Origin of the sequence: Rhizobium sp. RHZ01 (genome assembly GCF_014851595.1) — a bacterium.
Classification (GTDB): Bacteria; Pseudomonadota; Alphaproteobacteria; order Rhizobiales; family Rhizobiaceae; genus Rhizobium; species Rhizobium altiplani.
The window spans coordinates 32,412-55,056 of the sequence record NZ_JACUZZ010000027.1 but is presented as its reverse complement, the minus strand read 5'-3'; the positions used below and the strand labels follow the sequence as shown (position 1 = coordinate 55,056).

The following is a 22,645-nucleotide window of genomic DNA, read 5'->3' as shown; positions in this document are numbered from 1 at the left end:
AAAGGAAATGAAAATGCAGACGATTTCGGATAACAATTCAAGCGCCATAAGGGAAATATTCGGCACTGACAAGGCGCTGATCGGGATGATCCATTGCTCGCCCTTTCCCGGCGCCCCGCGCTACCGCGGCGCGACTGTCGATGCGATCTACGATGTCGCGATGCGCGATGCCGAGGCACTGATCGAGGGCGGCCTGCATGGCCTGATCATCGAAAACCACGGCGATATTCCCTTCTCGAAGCCCGAGGATATCGGCCCCGAGACATCCGCCTTCATGTCCGTCGTCACCGACCGGATCAGACGGGCGACCGGCATCCCGATGGGCATCAACGTGCTTGCAAACGCCCCAATCCCGGCCTTCGCCATCGCCATGGCCGGCGGCGCCAGGTTTATCCGTGTAAACCAGTGGGCCAACGCCTATGTCGCCAACGAGGGCTTTATGGAAGGTCGCGCGGCCGAAGCGATGCGCTACCGCTCGGCTCTGCGTGCCGAGCACATCAAGGTCTTCGCCGACAGCCATGTGAAGCATGGCGCGCACGCGATCACCGCCGACCGGACGATCGAAGAACTGACCCGCGATCTCGCCTTCTTCGACGCTGATGTGGTGATTGCCACCGGCCAGCGCACCGGCAATTCGGCGACCGTGGAGGAGATCGAGACGATCGGCGCCGCGACCCATCTGCCGCTGCTCGTCGGCTCTGGCGTTACGAAGGAAAATATCGTCGAGATCCTGAAGCGGACGAACGGCGTCATCGTCGCGTCCTCGCTCAAGGAAGGCGGCGTCTGGTGGAATCCTGTGGAGCTCTCCCGCGTCAAGGCCTTCGTCGAAGCCGCGCGTCCCGGTCTGGAAGGCTGATATGAGCGAGACACTGTCCGAGCAGATCCTGCGTGAAAATGCCGCCGTCTTCGATGCGATGGTAACCCATCGTTTCGTCAAGGACATCGAGGCAAACCGGCTCTCGAAGGAAGTCTTCGAACGCTACCTCGTTTTCGAGGGCGCCTTCGTCGATACCGCCATCTCGATCTTTGCCTTTGCAGCCGCCAAGGCAGAGACGATCGCCCAGAAGCGCTGGCTGATCGGCGTTCTCGATGCGCTGGCCAACCAGCAGATCGCCTATTTCGAAAAGACCTTCGCCGAGCGCGGTATTGATCCCGCGGCCTACAACACGGCGGTCCCCGAAGTGGCGGCGTTCCGCCACGACATGCTGGCGATCTCTCGGGATGGTGGCTACCTCGACACGGTCGCCGCCATGTTTGCCGCCGAGTGGATGTACTGGACCTGGTCGAAGAAGGCCACCCGTTACGAGGTGAGCGATCCGCTACTCAAGGAGTGGGTGGACCTGCACGCGCATGAGGACTTCGCGGCCCAGGCGATGTGGCTGAAGGCAGAGCTCGATGACGCCGGCGAGGGCATGAGCCTGGAGGAACGTTCCCGGCTCAGCGGCATCTTCGGCCGCGCGCAGGCGCTGGAGATCGCCTTCCACGACGCTCCTTATCTCTGAGGTGAAACCATGCTCGATATAGACGGCGATCGTCTCAACGCCCGGCTCGAAACCTTCGCCGCCATCGGCGGCACGGCGAAGGGCGGCGTCAATCGCCAGGCGCTGACAGAAGGCGACCGCCGGGCGCGGCGGCTTCTGGCCGAGCTTGCCTGGGCGAGGGGATTCCTCGTCTTTCAGGACCCGATGGCCAACCTCTTCATCCGACGCAAGGGCCGGGACGATACGCTCGCGCCGGTGATCATCGGCAGTCATCTCGACAGCCAGCCGGCCGGCGGCCGGTTCGACGGCGCGCTTGGCACCCTCTCTGCTTTCGAGGTGCTGGAGAGCCTGGAGGACGCGGGGATCGAGACGGAGCGTCCCGTTGTCGTCGTCTCCTGGACCAACGAGGAGGGGTGTCGCTTTGCGCCGGGATGCATGGGATCCATGGCCTTTTCGGCGGGTGAGATTCCAGCCGCCTGGCAGGGCAAGATCGCCACCGATGGCGCAGGCTTTGCCGAGGAACTGGCGCTGACGATTGCGAGCCTGCCGGAGGCCGAGATGCTGCCGCTCGGCTTTCCGGTTCACGCCTATATCGAAGTCCATATCGAGCAGGGGCCCTCTCTCGAGGCGAACGACATTCCGGTTGGCGTGGTGAAGGGTATCCAGGGCACGCGTTGGCTTGATGTGTCGGTTACGGGGCAGACGGCCCATGCCGGCACGACGGGACTGTCGTACCGCCGTGACCCACTGCGCGCGCTGACCGCCGCGCTGTCGGGCCTCTACGAGGCGGTGATGCCAGCCGATCCGGACGCGCGGTTTACGGTTGGGCGGATTTCAGCCGAGCCTGGCTCGGTCAATGCGATCCCGGACAAGGTCCACTGCACAGTCGATATGCGTCATCCAGAGCCATCGCGGCTGGATGATATCGAACGGCTCGTGACATCGCGCATAGCGGAGGAAGCGAAGCGGCAGGGATGCACGACTGAGATCGCCCGATCGTTCGATATGGCGCCCTGCGTCTTTTCCGACGCATTGCAGCGGGTAATCGAGCAGGCAGCAGCTGCGCGCGGGGTCAAAAGCGCGGTAATGCTATCAGGGGCCTTTCACGATGCGCTGTTCGTTAATCGCGTTGCGCCGGCAGCGATGATCTTCGTTCCGTGCCGCGATGGGCTCAGTCACAACGAGGCCGAGTATGTCGAGCCTGCACATGCCGTCATCGGCTGTGATGTGCTGGCACAGGCGACGCTTGCAATTGCCTGCGAGGGCGAAAATCGGCGCTCATGAGTTTGGATTGAAATATTTTCAATTCGGCCAATTTGAAGGATTACTTCCAAGGATTGATCGACAATCCGAGTTTGCCGCATAAAGTTAGACAAACTTTGGAATGCCGTTTCTTTGTAGTTCGCGAAACGAGCCCATACGCTTGAAGCGCTTCAATTGGCAGGCGCGCGATGGGCGACGCCCGGAGCGAGGTGAAGCAACGTCATATGAAAATTGCACGAGACCGATCCTGCATATGACAAGGGTGTCGCCGACGCTCTCGCAAAACTTGGATCGCTCTAGCGAACGAAATTCGGGGCAGCCTCGGCTGTCTCGTCCTGCCTGTCGTAATGCAGTGAGCCGTCACGGCGGAGCTGTGATGCGTAACGAAATCCAAACTGACATGATCGGCCGCCGCGTGGCCTGATCTTCGCTCCTCTTGGCCATATCTGGGCGCTGGTCGGAGGCAAGGCCGAGGGGATGTCACCAGCGGCGTAATCCTGTCGCATATATCTGTCGGGAAACCGTGACTCTTGCAAGCGAGTTTTGCGACAGAATTCCCTGATTTTCCAGGGCCGACAATCTTGTCGAGAAACTCAGGATTTCTGCGACATGTCAGAAAATTGCCCGATTACTTTGCCGTCCACAAATGCCTGGTATTCCCCGCTCTCCCTTTGGAGATCCGCATGAGTTCCCGTCCAATAGCGGTGATTTGGTCCGAGGAACAAAACTTCGCTTTCAGCGTCCACTATGGAGAGATCATGAGTGACAAAAACCGTGGTGCATGTCTGCTGCAACTCCGCGATTGCATCTAAAACACCCTTCCGATTTATTTCATCCAGTGCTGCCGTAGGCTCATCAAGAATAAGCAGCAGGGGTTTGGCAAGAAGTGCACGCGCGAGCGATACCCGCTGCTTTTCTCCGCCCGACAAACGGCTGCCGCGCTCGCCGACGGTTGGCTCTCCCAATTCTTGGTGACGTTGCACCACGTCATGCAGGCCAAGCCTTAGAATGACCTTTTCTATTTCCTCCTGAGGCGCCTCTACGCCAAATGCAATATTTTCAGATATCGACCAATCGAATAGAAGGCAGTCCTGCTGCACGACGCTGATACTCGACCTAAAACCACCCGCATTTCCTTCAGTGACCAACGCGCCATCGATGAGGTATTTGCCACGATCAGCCATGGACAGGCACGAGATCACCTTCAACAAAGATGATTTTCCAACGCCCGATGGGCCGACTATGAACAGCTTCCCCCTAGCCGGCACCATAAGGGAAAGGTCGGCCAATAAGTCCCGTTCATTCATCGAGATCGCTATATCAGACAGTTCCAGGGTCATCGGCAATCGATCACAGCCAACAGGCTGCGTCAGCATTTCAGGTACAGGCGTCGAGAGAAGCTCCATAAGCAATCTGGCTTCTCCCAAGGAGGAGTTCACCTCCCGATAAACCCTTGCAAAGGTTTCGACTGGCTGCAGCAGCCGGATAATGTAAGTGTTCAGCAGTACTAAATTGCCGATGGTCATCGTCCCATCGGCAACATCCGAGGCCCCACGCCAGAGTACACCCGTCACGACAGCGCCGAACACAAGCGCCTGGAGAACGCCAAAAAAAGCTCTCTGTTGGAATGTCAAAGCCCACGCTTGATCGTTGACTTTGAGCTTGCGGTTTAAACGCTCAGCGAATTCATTGACCCTGTTGGCCTGCTGAACAAGTTCTGCATTAGCGACGCCATCAAGACCGAAATTCCAAGCGTCGATCCCGGTCTCCATCGCACTTTCAGTGGATCTTCTGATTTTGGCTGCCGATACGTTGGCGATGATCGCGTACAGGAGCAGCGCGGAAAATAGTAGCAACGCGATCCATACGTCGATCATGAAGGCTATAACCGACGCCGCAATGATCAGCTCAATAAATGTAGGTATCAGGAAGAAGGTCAGATTTGACGTGATTTCGCGGACCGCATCGAGGCCACGCTCTACGGTTCGGCCAATCTCGTAAGTCGTATATTCCTTCAGCTTACGATACGGCAGGGAAAGAGCATGTTCGAATACATGCCTCGTTAGGTGTCTTTGAAGACGCAGGTTCATTGGTCCGAATGTAAGCCATTGGGCCTGCTCTAGAGCCCCGACAACTGTCAGGCCAATTCCGAAAGCGATTATATAGCGAGTACCTACATTGACACTCGCACCTCCCTCGGCCAGCGCATCAATACCTAGGGAGAAGAATATTGGAAACAACGCTGAACCAATTGCGGTGAGCGTTATAGTGCATAATACCAACAGAAACAGAGCGCGCTGTTTGCTGTTATTCAGAAGCATATTGCTTATTACCAAAAATGCGTTTTGCGAGTTACCCATGAATATCGCTCCATTGCACAATATTACCGAGCAATAGCTGAGAATATTATTCTTCGATATTGCCATTGAATACATACTATCACTATTTTTATGCTTGACTAAGGTGAATATAGGAATAATTTTGCTTTTGCAGCATTTCGCTGCACCTTCAACCCGCAAATAGGAGGTATGTGATGACTACGCAGATTCTGAATCCGCCGCAGTTTGGAACCGAAATCGAGTTCGTCGATGGTGGCGATGCTAAGGTTCAAACCGCTGCAACGTGCGCCCGGTGCGACAGCAGCAGCCGCTGCGGCGCTTCCGGCAAGTCTTCCGGCTCGGCAAACTCGGTTTCGACTTAAAGAGCAACGGCGGCCCCACATCGGGGCCGCCACTTTCACAAGGAGGGTTGCAAGATGCTTTCGGTTTCCCCGTTCGTAATCAGTTCCGCGCCGACAGATGGCGCATGGCAGCTTTTCACGCCGGTAGGCGCAGCGCGCGTTACCGACGCAAATCTTGTGGCTGCTCTTGGCGAAATTAAACGGCTTCAATCTCGCGTTCACGAACGGGAAATTGAAAAAATTTTAGAGAGCCAGACGCTCCCAGTCACGGCCGCTCGGCAGTTCCTAGAGCGCCTGAGAGTGCTCCGAAAAGTCGAAGATATGAAAACCGTAATGGTTTTTTCTCCGTCCCGAAAACTCGCCGATGACGTTGCGCAGTTGATACTCGATCGTGACGCTGTGTCATGCCGCTCTTCTGCAAACATTGCAGATATCGAGGGCGCCGATCTTATCCTGGCTATTCAAGATCGTTACGAGCCTGAGCTCGCCAGGAAAATATACGCTGCGTGCAAATCGAGAAAAGAATCGATCTTGCTTCATTCATATTTTGTTTTCCGACATTTCATCGTCGATGGATTCTATTCGCCGGCGATCGACCTACCCGATCATTTCAGCGGTATCCATAATCTCGCTGGCCTTGATCGATCTTCAAAATTTAAGCCTTCTAGTTGGGCAGACTATTTCTTTTCTGATCCCTATGCGATCGAAACGCTAGCGGTACCAACATTTCCCGCCTCGCAAATCGAGACCGCAACCGCACTCCACCTTGCTTACATGCGGCTTCGCCCACTCATCGCAGATGGTGTTTCTCCGCTCTTCCCTGATGACCTCAGCACCGTGATCGAATTGAATCTCGACACTGGCCGCATTGAACGACACAGGGGCGTCCATTCAAATTTCAGTTCATCACCACGTGATATTTAGGGAGAGACCGTAGATGCGACACGCAAAAATATCGTCGGTCAACCAAATCGCACACGCAAGCCAGTTTGTTGACCCAGAAGTTGAAAGCGAAATCCGCACTTTTCACCAGCACTGTATCTCCGTTGCCGGCTCCCCACTGGAAAGCGCTCTGAGCCAGCCATATCTGTCGGTCGAAGACCTAAAGCGGGCGGAGGCCTTCGAAACAAGGTTTTCCCATATCACTCGAACGATTTCACTCGGGAAAAATATCCCTGAATCGATCTGGCGACTACCGTCCCTTGAAAAGGGTGGAACAAGGTCTGTCGACTTCCAGACTATTTGCCAAATCTTCTCACAAGCTCTTGGCGCTGACCAGGCCCGACGGCGGCCTTATCCCTCTGGCGGCGCCCTCTACAGTGTTGAAACAGTCGTTATCCTGGGGAACGTCTCAGGACGAGACGCAGACTTTGATGTTTTGCATTACCTGCCGGTAAGCAACGCTTTCGAGGTGCTTCAAGGAGAATATGATAGCGCCTCATATAATGACATCTATAAGATCGATCGCGCTGCGTTCTACGTAGTGTACCTCATCAGCCTTAAAAAGGCGATATTCAAGTATCGCTCTCGCGGTTATCGGCTCGCACTGATGGAAGTCGGATCGATGTACCAACAGATGCTTCAAATTGCCCAACAGCAAGAAATTCGGTCCCGCGTTCTATCTGGCTTTTCTGAGTACGCTCTGGCGAAGAGATGCGGGCTGGATAGCCGCATTCTGTTGCCGGGAATCATTCAGGCTTTTGCCTATCCGGAGGACGACTAATGCACCATTCATATCGCAGTTTCGCCTCCAGCACACCGAGATATCGGCTAACACCAGCATATCCGGCTTGCATCTGTGAACCTACTGTCTTCTCAGCAGATGACACCAACGATCTCAACGGTCACGGGTTTGGTTTTGGCCCAGGCGTGGCGGTCAAAGCCATGGGAGAATATTTTGAACGCTATACGGCGTTCCGAGCTGTAACCTCTACACAATCAGGTGCCATTGCAGACATGCGACTTAACGTCGATGAACAGGCCGCATTGGCGTTTGCGCTCCAGCAAACCTGCCACGATGATGTTCGCGACGACGTGCACGGCACGAACTTCCGTCTTGTAGACGTTAGCCGCTTGGGCTCCGATAGCAAAGCTCTCTACCCGGCAGTTCTTCTGTCATTGCACAGTTTTGACGCACAGCGCGACGCTCTATTCGCACCGATACGTGATACGTCCGGTTCGGCAATACATCGCAATGAACTCGACGCGTTTCGGGGCGCGCTGTTGGAGTTCGTTGAAAGGCAGTGCACAACGGCTATGTGGGTTTCCCGACGCTGCAACGCTATCGAGGGGAACAGTCTGAGGGGCAGCCTCACAGATGGGAAAGCCCAGAAAATTCACGATCAAATGTCTTCCAATGGCAGCCTGAGATTAATCGACATTTCTTTCCTGGCGGGGGTCAGCGTTAAGTTTTGCGAGTATCGCTCGAACGATGCAGATGCATTGGTCAATTTCTCCTGCGGCTGCTCTGCCGATCTCATTCCCGAAATGGCAACAACGAAGGCTTTTACAGAAGCTTGGCAAACGTCTCTATTGCTTCCTCAAATGGAATTCTTCAACAGTCGAGACTACGGCAGCACGTCTCTCAAAGAAAATTTCCAAGCTGCGAACAAAGCAGGATTTGAGCTTGGCGTCGAAGTCGCTCCACTGGAGATAGGAACGAGCATGCCAGACAGGAATATCGAGAGGCTCAAAGAAAATATTCTATCTGTCTCCAGCAACATCTATGTATACTCTCGCGCTATCAACCTGCCTGGAACCCAGCTACACTTTTGCCGAATCGTATCGCCGGATTTCTTTATCCATATGAACCCGGGCGATCATAATAATAATGATAACAAGTGGATAAGCCTGTTTTGTACAGATGAAATGAAGCGTTTGGAGGCAATGCCTTTTTCATGAGGTTAAAGCGAGATTTCCCGCTTTAACCTCTTTGAAGCCTACTCTTCCTGCTTGTTTGACCGCCTTGATACGTTGACGCCCAAACCGATACCCTTGGCAATTGATGAGCGCCGAGCGGCATAAGAGGGGGCAACCATCGGGTATTCGGGCGGAAGACCCCACTTAATTCGATATTCGTCAGGGTTTAGATTGTACTGAGTTTTCAAATGCCGTTTCAATGAGCGGAACTTCCGGCCGTCTTCCAAGCAAATTAAGTGATCCTTTTCTATCGATTGTTCGATAGGCACAGCTGGGCGCTGATGCGAGGCGAACGAAGGCCTTGTTTCCGGTACACCTTCAGGAACCTTATGCCCCTGTCCTAACGCGGCTTGAACGCTTGCGATAAGTGAAGGCAAGTCCTGCACGGGAACATCGTGTCTGCTTACGTAGGCGGTAACGATGTTTGCCGCTAGTTCCGTTATGTTATCAGATGAAGAATCTTTAGATTTAGAATACATGGAACAACCTACCTCTTTTCGAGGATAGATCACATGCGTGGTGCTCAGATGGCTGAGGTATCCCTCGCCTCATCTGAGCCAGCAGTTATCTACGCCAGCGAAATTTACCTGCTGACTCCAAAGCAAATGTCCCACTAAAGAGATATTCGCATAGAGAACAAAACGACAGTCAGAAAGTCGCTTTTGCAGATTTAGATAAGGTTGGATCTCAAGATGGTATCCTCGCTCATTTTGCCTGTTTCCTCACAGGTATCAAAAAATTATAATCGGTCAAGTTAGATAAAGTTATCGGACGCAACAAATACGTGTGGGTTTGATAGGTTCCAGCTGTGCAATCCCGTCCGAGATGGAGCTCGAGTCGGGTTTCGAGGCGGTGAAGGCGACATTCGATGCGTCGCTGCTCGACACCTTTGCCGCGGTGCTCGGCATCATTCCGAATTTCGAGGCGGCGTGCACAAAAATGTCATTGCGACCCCACCGGCAATCGAGGAACCACTCCGTGCAGCGAACGTTTATGATTGCCAACAATGGAGGCTTTCATGGACACGGAGCACGTGAGACGCCGGGCGTTCGAGAAGCGGGAGCCGGAGGGTCGTCCGGAAGGCCAGGATCGACGTTGGTATGAGGCTGAGCGCGAACTGGCCGAAGACGACGACTTGCCCCAGACGTCTTCGCCTTCGCATCACAGCGCGACAACGATACCTGGAGACGAAAAGGCGAGTTCAGATGCCATTTCGTCAGAAGGCGGGCCTGGTTCGTTCAAGCCGGGTGAACTGGCCTCCGAGAATAAGTAACTAAGGAACAGCCTGTGCTGCAGAAGCCGGAACCTGATTTTCGAACGATGTCCGAAGCTGTACAGGCCTGGCATCGCCATTATGGCATTATCCCCAATGAGCAGTCGACAAGCGTACTCTGCCTGGCCGCGATAGAACTATACAACGAGGGTTACCGGTCCTTGGACGAGATTGCCGCAATGCTGATATCCACTTATGTTGGCCAAGAGGCCACCAGGGTAAACGCGCCGACGTCGGCTGCTGTTCATTGAGGCTGGTCGGTTCCATTCAGCGACGCCCGCCGGGATCCCGTCGTAGTCGATGATATAACAACCAAAAACCGCGCCGCCCTAACATCAGCGCAGCAGCCTTCGCTCCAGAAACGCCTGCATGTCACGGCGTCCGTCCACGACGCAGTAGACAACGACATCAGTGGCCTGCGATAGATCATGCGTCACGGCTTATGGTGCAGTTCCCGATATTCGGAGATTCCGATACCCGCCAACTCCTTCGGTACATTTCCGCCGGCGGGGAGTGCTTCAAGCTCGGCGCAGGTGCTTTCAATTTCCGTCAGGATGCGCTCTGCCGCCTCGGTCCCATAGCGGCTAGCGATGATGCGATAGAGCTCCTCGATGTCGCGTTCCGCTTCCTCAGCAAAACGACACGATATGGCATCAGGATTGGCTGTCGGCTAGACGCTTGCGGATGCGCGAAAAGGCGTACGCAACGGGGCGCACTTTGCCTTCCTCCACTTGCCGGTTGGTGAGCGCCAGTACCTTCAGGAGCGCCACCGTCTCTTGTGTTTCTTCGTATTGGCCGACGTCCTGAAGAATGGCTTTCGCCTCTCCATGAAGCGTAATGACGACCGGCTGCGTATTGTCCTTTAGCGTCCGGATAATCTCGGGCGCATGCGCCTTGAGATAACTGATTGGCTTGACCCGCTCTGAAAGCTTCATGCACTTACTCCCTATTGACCAGAATATAGATCATTAAGTGGTCAATGGAAAAGCAGCCTTTCAAATGCCAGCTGACACATCCGCAGGGCGACGAGTGGAACTATTTTCACGCACGACCAGGCGCGCGCGGGCCTATCGCTGGGGCGAAGATGGCCTTGGCGGCATCTCGGAAGACGGCCAGCGGCTCGGCCAGATTGTTGGCAAGGCTTGCGTATCGTTCCTCCGCCTGCCGGCTGAGTTCATATCATGCTGTCTGGGAAGAATGCATCGGTCGCCGTTTGGGGAGAAGGTACGCGCTACTCCCCTTTCTATCCTTTGGACCAAGTGGCGAAACGAGAAAGCGCAGAATGCGCCAGCGGTTCGATTCCCATCAATTGTAAAAATGCTGAGGGAGTGCATCGCTTCAATACTAGTTGGGCATTTGCGCGGATAGAAAAACCGGCGCACCAACCTTCTGCGCTGCGGCCGCTAGGCGCTTGTCTCGCGTCCACAAGCTGGTTCTTCGGTCAAGGAGTGTTGAAGTCAGCAGATGCGCATCAGTGTAGCCAATCCCCATACAGAATATTGAGTGGCGCTCAATGACAGTCATTACCTCTGCATGAGTTGCGATCACGGCTTCCCGTTGAGCCGAGAGAAACGCGATAACGGCATCTCGTTCTCGCAGACTGCCTAGAGCCAATTCGCCAACGACAAAAGGGTGGCAGAGCAGACGGTCATCCTCGATGATTTTTTTCAGGTCGGCGTCTCCATACCGAAAATGGTCGATCCAGATTGAGGTATCTACAAGGATCACTTGGCCACTTCGCTCCGGCGACGAGGGGCAGCCTCGGCGTTCGGCATAGAGCCGCCAAGAGCGATCAACCGCTTGCCAGATTCAACGCGCACAAGCGTCTCCAGCGCCAGACGGACAAGAGCCGCCGTTTCCTTCGTGCCTGTCAGCGATTTGGCTCGCTCCAGGAGGTTGTCGTCAAGATTTATGGTGGATCGCATTTCCATCTCCCGCGCCTTATTGAATACATAGCACCATTTGGTGCTAAAATCGATGCCTAATAGCGACGTGGTGTTCTGATCCATGGGGGCGCGAGTTCGATTCCGCTCAAGACCAGTCCTCTGGGGCCTTGAAATTCTTCGCTTTGCGTTGCCGGCCAAAGCTCTCCGCTAAATGTCAACATGACCCCCAGCATTTCCGCTACAATGAACACATGCCGCGAGCCAGAACACCGCGCATGCGTACCACGGAAAATGAGGGGGCCGAACTATGTCGAATGGTCCATCGGGCGCAAGGGCGCAAGCCGAGCCGGCGCAGCCGTCGCGGTCCGTCCTTGTCGCGGAACAACGTCGCCTCGAGGAGGACAGAGAGGCGGGGGGCGCCTGGAAGAAATGGGGCCCCTATCTGAGCGAGAGGCAGTGGGGCACGGTACGCGAGGACTACAGCGAGTCGGGCGACGCCTGGAACTATTTCACTCACGACCAGGCGCGCTCGCGGGCCTATCGCTGGGGCGAAGATGGCCTTGGCGGCATCTCGGACGACGGCCAGCGGCTGTGCTTTGCGCTCGCGCTCTGGAACGAGCGCGATCCGATCCTGAAAGAGCGCTTGTTCGGGCTCACGAACAGCGAGTCAAATCACGGCGAGGACGTCAAGGAATACTACTTCTACCTCGACTCGACTCCTACGCACTCCTACATGAAGTACCTCTACAAATACCCCCAGCGGGAGTTCCCCTATCGGGACCTCGTCGAGACCAGCCGGCACCGGTCGAGGGAGGAGTTCGAGTACGAACTGCTCGATACCGCTGTCTTCGACGACGACCGCTACTTCGACGTTTTCCTCGAGTATGCCAAGGAAGACCCGGAGGACATGCTGATCCAGGTGACGGTGCATAACCGGGGGCCCGAGGCCGCGCGGCTCCACGTGCTGCCGACGCTCTGGTTCCGCAACACGTGGTCGTGGGGGAAAAATGGGGCCAAGCCGCTCCTGCGGGAAGCCTGTGGGACCATCTGCGCCTCGCACCCCGAGGTCGGCGACTATACGCTCGCGTGCGACGGACGTCCGGAATTTCTCTTCACAGAGAACGAGAGCAATGTTTCCTTCCTCTGGGGGCAGCCGAACCCGACGCCGTTCGTCAAGGACGCGTTCCACCGATACGTCGTTTCTGGTGACACCGGGGCCATCAACCCGGAAAAGACCGGCACGAAGGCCGCGGCGCGTTACATCCTCGACGTGCCGGCGGGCGGTGCCTCGATCGTCCGGTTGCGATTGTCAGCAAGGCTGCCGGCGAGGCCGTTCGCGAAGAGCTTCGATGCGACGGTGGCCGCCCGCAAAAAGGATGCCGACGAGTTCTACCAGCGGATTACCCCCGGGTCGCTGAACGAGGACGAGCGGCGGGTCCACCGCCAGGCGCTTGCGGGGATGCTCTGGTCGAAACAGTACTACTTCTACGACGTGGACACCTGGCTCAAGGAGCACGAGGCGCATCCTCTCGTCGGAACCTCCAGGCGGCGGATGCGCAACGCCGAGTGGTTCCACATGTTCAATGGCGATATCATCTCCATGCCCGACAAGTGGGAATACCCGTGGTACGCTGCATGGGACCTCGCGTTCCACACGCTCGCGCTCGCGCTCGTCGATTTGGACTTCGCAAAAGCGCAACTCCTCCTCATGCTGCGAAGCCTGTATGTGCATCCGAATGGGCAGATCCCGGCCTACGAGTGGAACTTCAGCGACGTCAATCCGCCCGTGCATGCGTGGGCGACGCTTTTTCTCTACAGGACGGAGCAAGCCCTCGGGCGGGAGGATATCGACTTCCTGGAGCGCTCGTTCCAGGGTCTCATGCTCAACTTCAACTGGTGGGTGAACCGCAAGGACCCCGATGGCCGGAACGTTTTCGCCGGCGGGTTCCTCGGCCTCGACAACATCGGTGTCTTCGACCGCAGCGCGCCGCTCCCGACCGGCGGGTCGCTCGAACAGGCCGACGGCACCGCTTGGATGGCGTTCTACTGCCAGAGCATGATCGAGATCGCTCTCATACTCGCCGACCACGATCCCGTCTACGAGGAGGCGGCGTTCAAGTTCATTGAGCACTTCATGTGGATCGCCTACGCAATGGACCGCATCGGCGAGCACAATGACGAGATGTGGGATGAGACGGATGGATTCTTCTACGACGTGCTGCGGCTGCCGGACGGATCGGCGACCCGCCTCAAGGTCCGGTCGATGGTAGGGCTGATCCCGCTTTGCGCCTCCACAATCTTCGGCCCAGACGATTTCGAGCGATTTCCAAAGCTTCGCGAACTCGTCAACCTTTTCAGGGAGCGCCATCCCGACGTCGTGGCGCAGGTCGCTCCAACCGAGCACGGCTTTGTCGGCTACGCCGGGCGCCGCCTACTCTCGCCGCTGTCCAGGAAACGCCTCGAGAGGGTGCTCGGCTATATGCTCGACGAGAGGGAGTTCCTGAGCCCGTACGGTATCCGCTCTCTCTCCCGCTACCACCAGGACCACCCGTTCGTTCTTCATGTCGGGGGTGACGCCCACCGCGTCTCCTACCTACCGGCCGAATCGGACACGGGGATGTTCGGCGGGAACTCGAACTGGCGGGGCCCCGTCTGGATGCCGGTCAACGCGCTAATCGTGCGTGGGCTCCTCAATCTCTACGGTTTCTATGGCGACGACTTCACGGTCGAGTGTCCGACCGGCTCCGGTCGCCGCATGACGCTCTTCGAGGTGGCTCAGGAGATAAAGCAGCGGCTCACGAGCACTTTCCTGAGGGACGCGAACGGCCGTCGACCGGTCTATGGAGGGACCGCGAAGTTTCAGGAGGACCCGCACTGGCGCGACCTCATCCTCTTCTACGAGTATTTCAACGGGGACAATGGGGCGGGCCTCGGGGCGAGTCACCAGACTGGTTGGACGGGCGTGATCGCGCGCCTGCTCGACCTCTTCGGCCGTACCAGCGCCGCCGACATTCTGGAGGAGAAGGAGAAACGGCGGTTCGTGGACCGCCTCGTCCGGGAACGGGCGTATGGAGCTGCCTCGCGAGGCAGCGGATAGAGGAGCAGCCATTGCGGAGAGGGAACTGAGATGAACACGGGATTCCATCCCTCGCTCTTTCAGATCAACACGCGCGTCTGGCTTACCGAGCTATCCCAAGGGCTCGGCCGGCCGGCCACGCTTGATGACATTCCCGACACTGAGCTGGAGCGCCTTGCCGAGATGGGGTTCGACTGGATCTGGCTGCTAAGCGTCTGGCAGACCGGTCCAGCGGCACAAAGTGTATCTCGCACCAACCTGGACTGGCGCCACCAGTTTGAGGAGACATTGCCCGACCTGCGCGAGACAGACATCGCAGGATCGGGGTTCGCCATAGCCGATTACACCGTGCACTCCAGTCTGGGTGGCGATGCTGCGCTGGCGCGCCTGCGCGAACGGCTCAAGCAGCGTGGCCTGCGGCTGCTGCTCGACTTCGTGCCAAATCACATGGCGCCGGATCACCCGTGGGTCGAACAGCATCCCGATTATTTCGTCCACGGCAGCGACGCCGATTTCGCAAAGGCACCGCAGAACTATTGCCGCGTGCGAACGTCGAAAGGGCCGCTGGTGCTAGCCTACGGCCGCGACCCGTATTTCGACGGCTGGCCCGACACGCTGCAGCTCAACTACGGCAATCCGAACTTGCAGCACGCGATGATCGGCGAGCTGTTGCGCATCGCCAAGCAGTGCGACGGGGTCCGCTGCGACATGGCGATGCTGGTGTTGCCGGAGATATTCGAACGGACGTGGCACATCCACGCCGAGCCGTTCTGGCCGCAAGCGACGCAACGCGTCCGCAAACAATTCCCGGGGTTTACCTTCATGGCCGAGGTGTACTGGGACATGGAATGGACGCTGCAGCAGCAGGGCTTCGACTACGCCTACGACAAGCGGCTTTACGATCGCCTGCGGGAGGGCCACGCGCGGCCGGTGCGCGAGCATCTGTACGCGGGGCTCGACTACCAGCAGAAGCTTGCTCGGTTTTTGGAGAACCACGACGAGCCCCGGGTCGCTGCGACCTTCACGCCCGAGATGCACCAAGCCGCGGCGATTGTGACCTTCCTTTCGCCTGGACTGCGGTTCTTTCATCAGGGCCAGTTCGAGGGGCGGAAGAAGCGCATCTCGCCGCATTTGATCCGTGCGCCATTGGAGCCGGTGAGTGAGGCCTGCCAGCAGTTCTACGAAGACCTTCTGGCAGTGCTCCGGGAGCCGATCGTCCGCGACGGCCAGTGGCGTCTGCTCGACTGCGTGCCGGCCTGGGAGGGCAACTGGACGTCGGATTGCTTCATCTCCTGGTCCTGGGAGAAGAATGACGGCCAGCGGCAGATGATCGTCGTCAACTATGCTCCAAACCAGAGCCAGTGTTTTGTCCAGCTCCCGTTCCCCGACCTGGCCGGTCGAGCGGTGCGGCTCAAGGATCTGATGGGTCTCGCCAGCTATGACCGCGACGGGAGCGCCCTCGTCTCAAGGGGGCTCTATCTCGATCTGCCGCCGTGGGGCTACCACGTGTTTCAAATCACCGCGCTGCCCTGAAGCGACAGGCACGGGGTGGCGACGGACAACATGCCAGCGACAGAGCCGCGCCATCAGTCCTCTTCGTCGAGAAGCTGGCTTCGTATCTGCCTCAGTTCCTTCTTTCGCGCTTCACTGACCACAGGCATCTGCAGATCGATCCTCTCGAAGGCCTCGGAGATCACCTCCGAAATCGCCAGCCGGGCAAACCATTTGTTGTCGGCCGGAATGACGAACCAGGGAGCCCACTCCGTGCTGGTGTTTTCCAGCATATCCTCGAACGCCTTTTGGTAGTCGTCCCAGTGTTTTCGCTCTGCATAATCCGCCGGTGAAAACTTCCAGTTCTTTTCTGGCTCGTCTATCCGCGCCAGGAAGCGATTCTTCTGCTCCTTCTTGGAGACATTGAGAAAAAACTTCAAAACGATTGTGCCGTTTTGCCGAAGATATTTTTCAAAATTGTTTATTTCCTTAAACCGGCGTTGCCAGATATCTCCTTTGCGAGCGCGTGCCGGAAGCTTTTGCTTTTCAAGCAGTTCCGGGTGAACCCTGACAACCAGAACATCCTCGTAGTAGGATCGGTTGAAAATGCCGATCATGCCGCGCCCTGGCAGCGCCTTTGATGCGCGCCAAAGATAGCCATAATCTAGATCCTCCGCCGACGGCGCCTTAAAGCTTGTGACCTGGCAGCCCTGTGGATTGATCCCGGACATGACATGGCGGATCGCGCCATCCTTGCCCGCCGCGTCCATGGCCTGAAAAATGATCAATAGGGCGTAGTTATCCTGGGCATAGAGAACTTCCTGCATCGCAGACAGGCGGTCGACGTTTGCCGCCACTTTTTCGAGCGCCCCGGCCTTGTCGTCATAGCCGCCGGTAAAATCCGGGTCGAAATCCTTAAGCGAAACCGACTTTCCGGGCTCCACGGCAATGTCGCGGAAACGAAAGCGTACGCGGCCGCTGTCCCCCACAGGGATCTCACGCTTCTGGTCAAAATCCACATCCAGTTTCATCTTGTCCTCTGCCATGACATGCTCCCATTTTGGTAACCGAAGTCGACATCCTTGTTGTGTCAGCATTCACGCATTCGTGCAGCGGCGTGGACATTCCGCAATTTCCTGTTGCAAGTGCCAGCCGGCGTTGCTCCGAGGAATCACCGGCCCTCGCTGTCGGCCCGAACTGCGCCTGATGGAGCCGGCTCGGTCGACGGCGATACGCCAAACACCGCATAGGCTAACAAGGGACAATCGTCGCCTAGAGCCCGTAAATTCCAGGTATCCCCGACGCTGCGGCATGGGCGATGCCGACCGGCACCAGCATGGTGGTCAGCACGATCCCTGCAACAAAATCATGGAAAAGCCAGTCAGCCTTGTATTGACGAAGAAATTGAAACCCCGGCAGCCAGCGCGCCAATTGGTTTTGGGTTGCGTCAGCCACTTACCTTTTTCACCCCCCATCATTGTTGTCGACCTCGCCTTTTCGGCTACATCTGGCAGGTTGACCTCCTCGTAATATGCAAGAGTATATCATATTTCGCCGGCCAACGCATTTGACCCACCGCTGTCCCAGATGCGGGCAAGGCGCCGCGCCTCTTGCGCGTTTCTGCGTCCATGTTGATGTCTAGAGCACTTGCATCGACGCCTCCGATTCCGCTTTGCTCCAAGGAGACGAAGTCCGACGACATCTTCTGGAAGTTTACGCGGTAATCCTCGGTAACTCGCCTTTGCCGCGATCCAATTGGAAGCCAGTTGTTAGCCGGGCGGGCTCGTCCGCCATGCTTGCAGCAGGACGAAAGCGACAGCAAGCAGCGTCGGTCCAATAAACAGACCAAGGAAGCCAAAGGCGATAAAGCCACCAAAGACGCCCAGGATCGTCAGAGGCATAGGCATTCGAATGCCGCGACCGATCAGCCATGGTTTGAGAACGTTGTCGACCATACTGACCAAAACTCCCCATGCGACCATGAAGCTCCCCCATCCGACCTGGCCCTGTCCGAACAGCCACCACGCCGCACCACCCCAGATCAGCACCAGGAGGGGGGCTCCGATCTGGCTGATGGAGAGCAGTAGGCCGACGAAGCCGAGCGTGGTCGCACCAGGCACACCTGCGAGTGCCAGGCCGAGCACCAGTAGCGCTGCCTGCGCGAGAGCTGTGCCGATCACGCCATAGGAGACGCTGCGAACCGCGCCGGCGGCTGCAAGAAGGCTGGTATGCGCCGTTGCCCCGCCCAGCCGGACGACGATGCTATCCAGTTCTTCAACCAGCTTGCTCCCGTTGATACAAAACATGGTTGCCACGATCAGCGCCAGGATCATCTGGACGACGCTGTCGCCAAGCGCACGCGCCGCCGTGATTAGCCACCGCTGCAAAATCTCGGATTGGGGTGCAAGTGCAGTGGCGACGTCACCCTTCGCTTCTAGTAGACCATCCCATGCAGAAGCAAGTTTGCCACCGATCAGGGGGACGTTCTCGATCCAGCCGGGACGTTGTGGTGTTGCCGCGAAGTAGTTCTCGACGCTCTCCGTGAACGCCTTCAGTTCGTCGGTGAGGACCGGAGCCATGATCAGTGCCGGCAACACGATCACCAGAAGCGAAAGCAGGAGAAGCAGCGCTGCAGTCAGGCGAGGCCCGACACCCCGGCCGATCATCCATTGGCGCAAGGGCCAGGCGGCAATCGCCAACGTCGCCCCGAAAAGAATGGCGGCGGCGAAGGGCTTCAATATCGCGAGCACGCCGACAAGCAGGACCATGACCATCAGCAAAGTGATGCTGCGCTCAATCAGGCCGGCTGTGCCAAGCCCGAGCTGACGGTGGGTGCCGCCGGCAGGAGTCGTATCATCGGGCATCTTGGTCTCCCGTCAGAGAAACCGTCGAAGGCATGGGATCACCCATCGTCGCGGCTCCCGCGCGGATCCTGCCAATGCACTTGACCAGATCGCGACGGTCCAGGGACGATTCCGCCAGCGACAGCGCTGCGTGTGCCGGCATCAGGGTTCGCAAAAGCGCGCTACGGGATGAGATCGCAGTAACGGGATTTTCCACAGAAGAGCGACCCTACCGTTGGCTCAGGAGGTACACACTATACCAAGGTTGCCCCGAAGCATCCAGATACGATCGCTGGTGTGGATGCCGGCGAGCGGCCGACCCTACGCTAGGATCGGCAAACTGTAACGCGCGCCAGCAATAGCAGCCGCCCCTCCGGTGCGCCTGCGCCCGACCCAAGCCCCGCTCTTCGGGCATTGACCGCGTCGCTGATCAGAGACTAGGCTTGCGGCCTTGGCCACGATGTTGTTGTTCGCGCCGATCCTCGGACTCCTGCCGAATGCCGTCCTGGCGGCGATCGTCCAAGCCGGCAGAGTTTGTACAAATTCGGCGGATCCGAGCGATGGAGTTCTGGTGGGCATGCGGCGGTCGGTCTCCTGACATTCGGTACATTGCAGGGCATCATCGTCGCAATCATCCTGTCGCTCATCACCCTCGCTTACCAGGCGGCGCATCCGCGCGTCTCAGTGATCGGAAAAAAGCGCGGGGCTGACGTGCTTCGCCCCGTCTCTCTCGAGCATCCCGACGACGAAGCCTTCGAGGGACTGCTAATCGTGCGTCCGGAAGGTCGTCTTTTCTTTATCAATGCGCAGGACGTGACCGATCGGGGCCTTGGTCACAGAGCACAAGCCTCGTGTGCTGGCCATCGACATGAGCCGCGTTTCCGACATCGAATATTCAGCTCTTCAGATGATGATCGAAAATGATGAGCGCGCGGTGAGAGAGGGTGTGACGGTTTGGCTCGTGGGATTGAACCCGGGCGTGCTCGAGATAGTTCGCAAGTCCGGATTGGACAAGCAACTTGGCCCACACCGTCTTTTGTTCAATGTACGTGTTGCGATAGAACAGTACAAAGACATGAACAGTACGGCGCGGCCGAAGACTGGGCCGGCGTAGTGGTTGCCGGCCTAGCGTGCTGCCACTCAGGTAAGATCCAGCGGGAGGTGGAGGGCTTCTCCGTCATCGCGATTGGCTATTATCTCCTCGGAGTTTTGAAGGTAGTCGTCCGAGCATGTTGGTCTTCGGGTCAGCCCTTTGATTACTCCTGTCGATTCCGATTCTAGTTGGCGCCGTCGCGCTGCTGATCGTGCGTGTCAAGCGTACTTTGTGAAGTGAATCTTGATTCATTAAAAACCGAAGCCCGGGCCGCTGGAGCCCGCAATGAAATGGTGGGTCGAAGGTTCTGGTCCCTTCAAGACCAAGGTGTCTCGGGCTATAACGGCTTTGCGCCTCCATGTCGGCCGTAGAGACCCACTTGGCCGCTTCTCGAAAGCGACGTCGCCAGCGACAGCGATTACGGGTGGGCCTCTGTCTCGACGGAGCTCGAACGGCGCGCCCGAAACCGATCGCGGTTCGTCAGAGTTCACCCAGAGAGAATTAAGTGACACCCATTCACGGATTTTGAGGTCGGAGCCGCCTGATCAACCGGGCCGACGCATGCACCAACACAATGGTCATGCCGCCGATCAAAATCGCCAGCACTGCCTGAAGCGCGGATGTGGTCGTCCAGTGCAGAACCCCCGTGAGATATGCCGACACGGCACCGACGCCGACTGCAATCGTGTCAATGAAATGTTCAGGTCCATGGAAGCCCAGGTGGGTCATTCCGTGGACGAGAATGCTGCCGCCCACCCAGAGCATGGCGGCGGTCCCAATCATTGCGAGGATGCTGAGAAACAAGGGCACGCCGATAACGAGGCCGCGGCCGAACGCTCTGACCAAGCCGACTGAGGAAGTAGCGAGCGCGAGCCCTATGTCGTCCGCCTTCACAATGAGGGCGACAACGCCGTAGACGGCCAAGGTGATGAGGATGCCGACGGACGCCAGGACAGCAGCTTGCGTGTAGATATTGGAAGCGGCGACGTTCGCGAGGGTTAGTGCCATGATTTCTGCTGAGAGTATAAAGTCCGTTCTGATTGCGCCCGCAACCTTCTGGTTCTCCAACGCGACCGGGTCGGGTGTTCCCATCTCTTCCGCCTCATGCTTGTGCGCGTCGTGTGGGGCAATCGCTTCATAGAGCTTTTCGGCTCCCTCGTAGCAAAGATAAACGCCCCCGACCATCAGTAGCGGCGTGATTGCCCAAGGCGCAAAGTAGCCGAGAAAAATACACGCCGGCAGAAGAAAGAGAAGCTTGTTCTTCAAGGATCCGAGGGCGATCTTAGCGATAATTGGCAATTCTCGCGCTGGCGACAGGCCAACCGCGTATCTCGGTGTTACCGCTGCATCGTCGATCACGACTCCCGCCGCTTTCGCACCTGCTTTTGCTGTTTGAGCTGCGACATCATCCAGCGACGCAGCCGCAAGTTTCGCTATTGCCGCCACGTCATCGAGCAGTGCGAGAAGTCCAGTTGCCATAGGTGCTTTTCCATTCGTCCAGATACAGTGGAACTATCTAGGAGCAATTTCGGTTTGGATAGCGTACCGCAATGACTTTGTCGCAACGCGGCTTCGGAGGGGCTCCCGCCGCCGCGACCCCACCGTTTGTCTGATGAGGAAAGTCCGGCGGACTAGGGCGGTGGGCTCGCCCAAAAATGTCGGGGAAGCCGACCTCCGCCGGTCGTTTGGGGAACGGGCACGGCGTGCGAGTATAGGTAAGGATTGCGAACGCACATTCCATGTTCGCAACGTGTAACGAGGCGCACAGCATGACAACGACAGTAACAGCCAAGGAGCAGGTGACAATCCCGAAAGCGGTGCGAGAACTGCTTGGCATTGTGCCCGGAAGCGAGGTCGACTTCCGTCGAGCTGTGGATGGTAGCATAGTGCTGACAAGGGCTGATGGACAGCAACCTGCCAGCCGCTTTCAAAAGCTTCGGGGGCATGCCGGAGAAGGGCTCGATACGGATGCGATCATGGCACTCACGCGTGGTGAAGCGTGAAGCTTGTCGACACGAATGCCTTGCTCGACCTTGTGACCAATGACTCGACCTGGGGAGACTGGGCGGTCGAGCAACTTGAGACGGCCATCTTGCCGGTCCATTGTTGATCAATGATGTAGTTCATGCCGAACTTGCGGTTCGCTATGAGCGGATCGAGGAACTTGATGATGCGTTCATAGACGAAGCGGGACTGGTCGTCGCGCCCATTCCGGGAGCCGCGCTATTTCTCGCCGGAAAAGTATTCACACGGTATCGTCGAGCCGGTGGTTCTCGTACGGGAGTCCTGCCGGATTTTATCGGCGGCGAATGGAACGCCGCCTGTGCGCGTCAAGATTGGAGGCTTGCACGTAGTCCCATTCATAGACAGCGGCCAACTTCGAAAAATCGGGCGTAAAGATCCGGACGCCGATCGGCTCGACCTTGTTGGACACCATAGCCTTCTCAATCTCGCCGTAGCCCCGATTGTTCCATAGGATCAGGATGACAGGAACACCGGCCTCTGTGGCCGATCCCATTTCGGGAAGACTGAACTGAAGCCCGCCGTCGCCCATCAACGAAATGACCGGCCGGTCAGGGCAGGCAAGCTTCGCGCCGATCTGCGGCCTGTCCGCAGCCCACGATCAATACGGCGGAGTAA

At 57.4% G+C, this 22,645-nt stretch carries 22 protein-coding genes and 4 pseudogenes; 15 read left to right on the top strand and 11 right to left on the bottom strand.

The window, feature by feature from the left end; genetic code table 11:
* Positions 1 to 13 precede the first annotated feature (13 nt).
* Genes IB248_RS24100 through IB248_RS24090 form a run of 3 tightly spaced genes read left to right on the top strand, consistent with a single transcriptional unit; the run spans position 14 to position 2,765 of the window.
* Positions 14 to 856, top strand: coding sequence for a BtpA/SgcQ family protein (locus IB248_RS24100; RefSeq protein WP_025661805.1), 843 nt, complete (start codon positions 14 to 16; stop codon positions 854 to 856).
* 1 nt (position 857) lies between these two features.
* Positions 858 to 1,502 carry a TenA family protein gene (locus IB248_RS24095; protein WP_169681698.1) on the top strand — a complete coding sequence of 215 codons (645 nt, stop codon included), beginning with the start codon at positions 858 to 860 and terminating at the stop codon, positions 1,500 to 1,502.
* Positions 1,503 to 1,511: 9 nt separating this feature from the next.
* A complete protein-coding gene (locus IB248_RS24090) occupies positions 1,512 to 2,765 on the top strand; it encodes a Zn-dependent hydrolase (protein ID WP_169681697.1) in 1,254 nt (417 codons plus the stop codon).
* A gap of 572 nt (positions 2,766 to 3,337) precedes the next feature.
* Here the strand turns inward: IB248_RS24090 and IB248_RS24085 are convergent.
* A complete protein-coding gene (locus tag IB248_RS24085; protein WP_169681696.1) occupies positions 3,338 to 5,104 on the bottom strand; it encodes an ABC transporter ATP-binding protein in 1,767 nt (588 codons plus the stop codon).
* 173 nt (positions 5,105 to 5,277) lie between these two features.
* Here IB248_RS24085 and IB248_RS24080 point away from each other — a divergent pair, with 173 nt between their 5' ends.
* Genes IB248_RS24080 through IB248_RS24065 form a run of 4 tightly spaced genes read left to right on the top strand, consistent with a single transcriptional unit; the run spans position 5,278 to position 8,325 of the window.
* Complete coding sequence (locus tag IB248_RS24080; RefSeq protein WP_169681695.1) at positions 5,278 to 5,445, top strand: phazolicin family TOMM bacteriocin; 168 nt, start codon at positions 5,278 to 5,280, stop codon at positions 5,443 to 5,445.
* A 54-nt stretch (positions 5,446 to 5,499) separates the two neighbouring features.
* Entirely contained in the window at positions 5,500 to 6,348 is an 849-nt protein-coding gene (locus IB248_RS24075) for an McbB family protein (RefSeq protein WP_029792528.1), read from the top strand.
* A 13-nt stretch (positions 6,349 to 6,361) separates the two neighbouring features.
* Positions 6,362 to 7,147, top strand: a complete 786-nt coding sequence (locus IB248_RS24070; RefSeq protein WP_169681694.1) for a nitroreductase family protein — start codon at positions 6,362 to 6,364, stop codon at positions 7,145 to 7,147.
* Complete coding sequence (locus IB248_RS24065) at positions 7,147 to 8,325, top strand: YcaO-like family protein (protein ID WP_029792827.1); 1,179 nt, start codon at positions 7,147 to 7,149, stop codon at positions 8,323 to 8,325. The genes IB248_RS24070 and IB248_RS24065 overlap by 1 nt, the downstream gene beginning before the upstream one ends.
* Positions 8,326 to 8,363: 38 nt before the next feature.
* Here IB248_RS24065 and IB248_RS24060 read toward each other — a convergent pair whose 3' ends face one another.
* Positions 8,364 to 8,822, bottom strand: coding sequence for a MucR family transcriptional regulator (locus tag IB248_RS24060; protein WP_169681692.1), 459 nt, complete (start codon positions 8,820 to 8,822; stop codon positions 8,364 to 8,366).
* Between the two features lie 539 nt (positions 8,823 to 9,361).
* Here IB248_RS24060 and IB248_RS24055 point away from each other — a divergent pair.
* Positions 9,362 to 9,616 (top strand): DUF2934 domain-containing protein, encoded by a 255-nt coding sequence (locus IB248_RS24055; RefSeq protein WP_169681690.1) that lies wholly within the window; start codon positions 9,362 to 9,364, stop codon positions 9,614 to 9,616.
* A 47-nt stretch (positions 9,617 to 9,663) separates the two neighbouring features.
* Complete coding sequence (locus IB248_RS31925) at positions 9,664 to 9,867, top strand: hypothetical protein (RefSeq protein WP_113164165.1); 204 nt, start codon at positions 9,664 to 9,666, stop codon at positions 9,865 to 9,867.
* Between the two features lie 84 nt (positions 9,868 to 9,951).
* Here IB248_RS31925 and IB248_RS24050 read toward each other — a convergent pair.
* The 4 genes and pseudogenes from IB248_RS24050 to IB248_RS24035 all read right to left on the bottom strand — a co-directional run bounded on the left by IB248_RS24050 (position 9,952) and on the right by IB248_RS24035 (position 11,541).
* Positions 9,952 to 10,270: pseudogene (locus IB248_RS24050) on the bottom strand (type II toxin-antitoxin system RelE/ParE family toxin).
* Positions 10,270 to 10,551, bottom strand: a complete 282-nt coding sequence (locus IB248_RS24045; RefSeq protein WP_169681689.1) for a type II toxin-antitoxin system Phd/YefM family antitoxin — start codon at positions 10,549 to 10,551, stop codon at positions 10,270 to 10,272. The pseudogene IB248_RS24050 and the gene IB248_RS24045 overlap by 1 nt, the downstream one beginning before the upstream one ends.
* Before the next feature lie 409 nt (positions 10,552 to 10,960).
* Positions 10,961 to 11,344, bottom strand: coding sequence for a type II toxin-antitoxin system VapC family toxin (locus tag IB248_RS24040; protein ID WP_169681688.1), 384 nt, complete (start codon positions 11,342 to 11,344; stop codon positions 10,961 to 10,963).
* A complete protein-coding gene (locus IB248_RS24035) occupies positions 11,341 to 11,541 on the bottom strand; it encodes a type II toxin-antitoxin system VapB family antitoxin (protein WP_169681686.1) in 201 nt (66 codons plus the stop codon). Before IB248_RS24035 ends, IB248_RS24040 begins: the two co-directional genes overlap by 4 nt.
* A 268-nt stretch (positions 11,542 to 11,809) precedes the next feature.
* Here IB248_RS24035 and IB248_RS24030 point away from each other — a divergent pair, with 268 nt between their 5' ends.
* Both IB248_RS24030 and IB248_RS24025 read left to right on the top strand, forming a co-directional pair.
* Positions 11,810 to 14,599 (top strand): glucosidase, encoded by a 2,790-nt coding sequence (locus IB248_RS24030; RefSeq protein ID WP_169681683.1) that lies wholly within the window; start codon positions 11,810 to 11,812, stop codon positions 14,597 to 14,599.
* 30 nt (positions 14,600 to 14,629) lie between these two features.
* Positions 14,630 to 16,111: an alpha-amylase family glycosyl hydrolase gene (locus IB248_RS24025; protein WP_169681681.1), complete on the top strand. Its 1,482-nt coding sequence runs from the start codon at positions 14,630 to 14,632 to the stop codon at positions 16,109 to 16,111.
* A gap of 53 nt (positions 16,112 to 16,164) precedes the next feature.
* Here IB248_RS24025 and IB248_RS24020 read toward each other — a convergent pair whose 3' ends face one another.
* The 3 genes and pseudogenes from IB248_RS24020 to IB248_RS24010 form a co-directional block, all read right to left on the bottom strand.
* Positions 16,165 to 17,115, bottom strand: a complete 951-nt coding sequence (locus IB248_RS24020; RefSeq protein WP_192241782.1) for a polyphosphate kinase 2 family protein — start codon at positions 17,113 to 17,115, stop codon at positions 16,165 to 16,167.
* Between the two features lie 229 nt (positions 17,116 to 17,344).
* Positions 17,345 to 17,500 (bottom strand): annotated as a pseudogene (locus tag IB248_RS24015) (SulP family inorganic anion transporter); the annotation flags it as partial.
* A gap of 338 nt (positions 17,501 to 17,838) precedes the next feature.
* Complete coding sequence (locus tag IB248_RS24010; protein WP_169681679.1) at positions 17,839 to 18,933, bottom strand: AI-2E family transporter; 1,095 nt, start codon at positions 18,931 to 18,933, stop codon at positions 17,839 to 17,841.
* A gap of 415 nt (positions 18,934 to 19,348) precedes the next feature.
* Between IB248_RS24010 and IB248_RS24005 the strand changes: the two are divergent.
* Positions 19,349 to 20,026 (top strand): annotated as a pseudogene (locus tag IB248_RS24005) (STAS domain-containing protein); the annotation flags it as partial.
* The gene (locus IB248_RS32405) at positions 20,026 to 20,193 is read left to right on the top strand and encodes a DUF3422 family protein (RefSeq protein WP_348644130.1); all 168 of its coding nucleotides are present in this window, start codon (positions 20,026 to 20,028) and stop codon (positions 20,191 to 20,193) included. The pseudogene IB248_RS24005 and the gene IB248_RS32405, both read left to right, overlap by 1 nt.
* A 328-nt stretch (positions 20,194 to 20,521) precedes the next feature.
* On the opposite strand, the gene IB248_RS23995 is transcribed toward IB248_RS32405, so the two are convergent.
* The gene (locus IB248_RS23995; protein ID WP_169681678.1) at positions 20,522 to 21,484 is read right to left on the bottom strand and encodes a DUF808 domain-containing protein; all 963 of its coding nucleotides are present in this window, start codon (positions 21,482 to 21,484) and stop codon (positions 20,522 to 20,524) included.
* A gap of 290 nt (positions 21,485 to 21,774) precedes the next feature.
* On the opposite strand from IB248_RS23995, the gene IB248_RS23990 reads away from it, so the two are divergent.
* Together IB248_RS23990 and IB248_RS31915 are read left to right on the top strand one after the other, a co-directional pair.
* Positions 21,775 to 22,008 (top strand): AbrB/MazE/SpoVT family DNA-binding domain-containing protein, encoded by a 234-nt coding sequence (locus IB248_RS23990; protein ID WP_169681677.1) that lies wholly within the window; start codon positions 21,775 to 21,777, stop codon positions 22,006 to 22,008.
* Positions 22,005 to 22,303 (top strand): annotated as a pseudogene (locus IB248_RS31915) (PIN domain-containing protein); the annotation flags it as partial. The gene IB248_RS23990 and the pseudogene IB248_RS31915, both read left to right, overlap by 4 nt.
* Here IB248_RS31915 and IB248_RS23985 read toward each other — a convergent pair.
* Positions 22,302 to 22,604 (bottom strand): thiamine pyrophosphate-dependent enzyme, encoded by a 303-nt coding sequence (locus tag IB248_RS23985; RefSeq protein WP_348644133.1) that lies wholly within the window; start codon positions 22,602 to 22,604, stop codon positions 22,302 to 22,304. The pseudogene IB248_RS31915 and the gene IB248_RS23985 sit on opposite strands and share 2 nt — an antisense overlap.
* Positions 22,605 to 22,645 lie beyond the last annotated feature (41 nt).

Bases quoted from the DNA above. Each gene is read 5' to 3' on its own strand.
- IB248_RS24100 (WP_025661805.1), top strand. From the start codon at position 14: ATGCAGACGATTTCGGATAACAATTCAAGCGCCATAAGGGAAATATTC.
- IB248_RS24095 (WP_169681698.1), top strand. From the start codon at position 858: ATGAGCGAGACACTGTCCGAGCAGATCCTGCGTGAAAATGCCGCCGTC.
- IB248_RS24090 (WP_169681697.1), top strand. From the start codon at position 1,512: ATGCTCGATATAGACGGCGATCGTCTCAACGCCCGGCTCGAAACCTTC.
- IB248_RS24085 (WP_169681696.1), bottom strand. From the start codon at position 5,104: ATGGGTAACTCGCAAAACGCATTTTTGGTAATAAGCAATATGCTTCTG.
- IB248_RS24080 (WP_169681695.1), top strand. From the start codon at position 5,278: ATGACTACGCAGATTCTGAATCCGCCGCAGTTTGGAACCGAAATCGAG.
- IB248_RS24075 (WP_029792528.1), top strand. From the start codon at position 5,500: ATGCTTTCGGTTTCCCCGTTCGTAATCAGTTCCGCGCCGACAGATGGC.
- IB248_RS24070 (WP_169681694.1), top strand. From the start codon at position 6,362: ATGCGACACGCAAAAATATCGTCGGTCAACCAAATCGCACACGCAAGC.
- IB248_RS24065 (WP_029792827.1), top strand. From the start codon at position 7,147: ATGCACCATTCATATCGCAGTTTCGCCTCCAGCACACCGAGATATCGG.
- IB248_RS24060 (WP_169681692.1), bottom strand. From the start codon at position 8,822: ATGTATTCTAAATCTAAAGATTCTTCATCTGATAACATAACGGAACTA.
- IB248_RS24055 (WP_169681690.1), top strand. From the start codon at position 9,362: ATGGACACGGAGCACGTGAGACGCCGGGCGTTCGAGAAGCGGGAGCCG.
- IB248_RS31925 (WP_113164165.1), top strand. From the start codon at position 9,664: ATGTCCGAAGCTGTACAGGCCTGGCATCGCCATTATGGCATTATCCCC.
- IB248_RS24045 (WP_169681689.1), bottom strand. From the start codon at position 10,551: ATGAAGCTTTCAGAGCGGGTCAAGCCAATCAGTTATCTCAAGGCGCAT.
- IB248_RS24035 (WP_169681686.1), bottom strand. From the start codon at position 11,541: ATGCGATCCACCATAAATCTTGACGACAACCTCCTGGAGCGAGCCAAA.
- IB248_RS24030 (WP_169681683.1), top strand. From the start codon at position 11,810: ATGTCGAATGGTCCATCGGGCGCAAGGGCGCAAGCCGAGCCGGCGCAG.
- IB248_RS24025 (WP_169681681.1), top strand. From the start codon at position 14,630: ATGAACACGGGATTCCATCCCTCGCTCTTTCAGATCAACACGCGCGTC.
- IB248_RS24020 (WP_192241782.1), bottom strand. From the start codon at position 17,115: ATGGCAGAGGACAAGATGAAACTGGATGTGGATTTTGACCAGAAGCGT.
- IB248_RS24010 (WP_169681679.1), bottom strand. From the start codon at position 18,933: ATGCCCGATGATACGACTCCTGCCGGCGGCACCCACCGTCAGCTCGGG.
- IB248_RS23995 (WP_169681678.1), bottom strand. From the start codon at position 21,484: ATGGCAACTGGACTTCTCGCACTGCTCGATGACGTGGCGGCAATAGCG.
- IB248_RS23990 (WP_169681677.1), top strand. From the start codon at position 21,775: ATGACAACGACAGTAACAGCCAAGGAGCAGGTGACAATCCCGAAAGCG.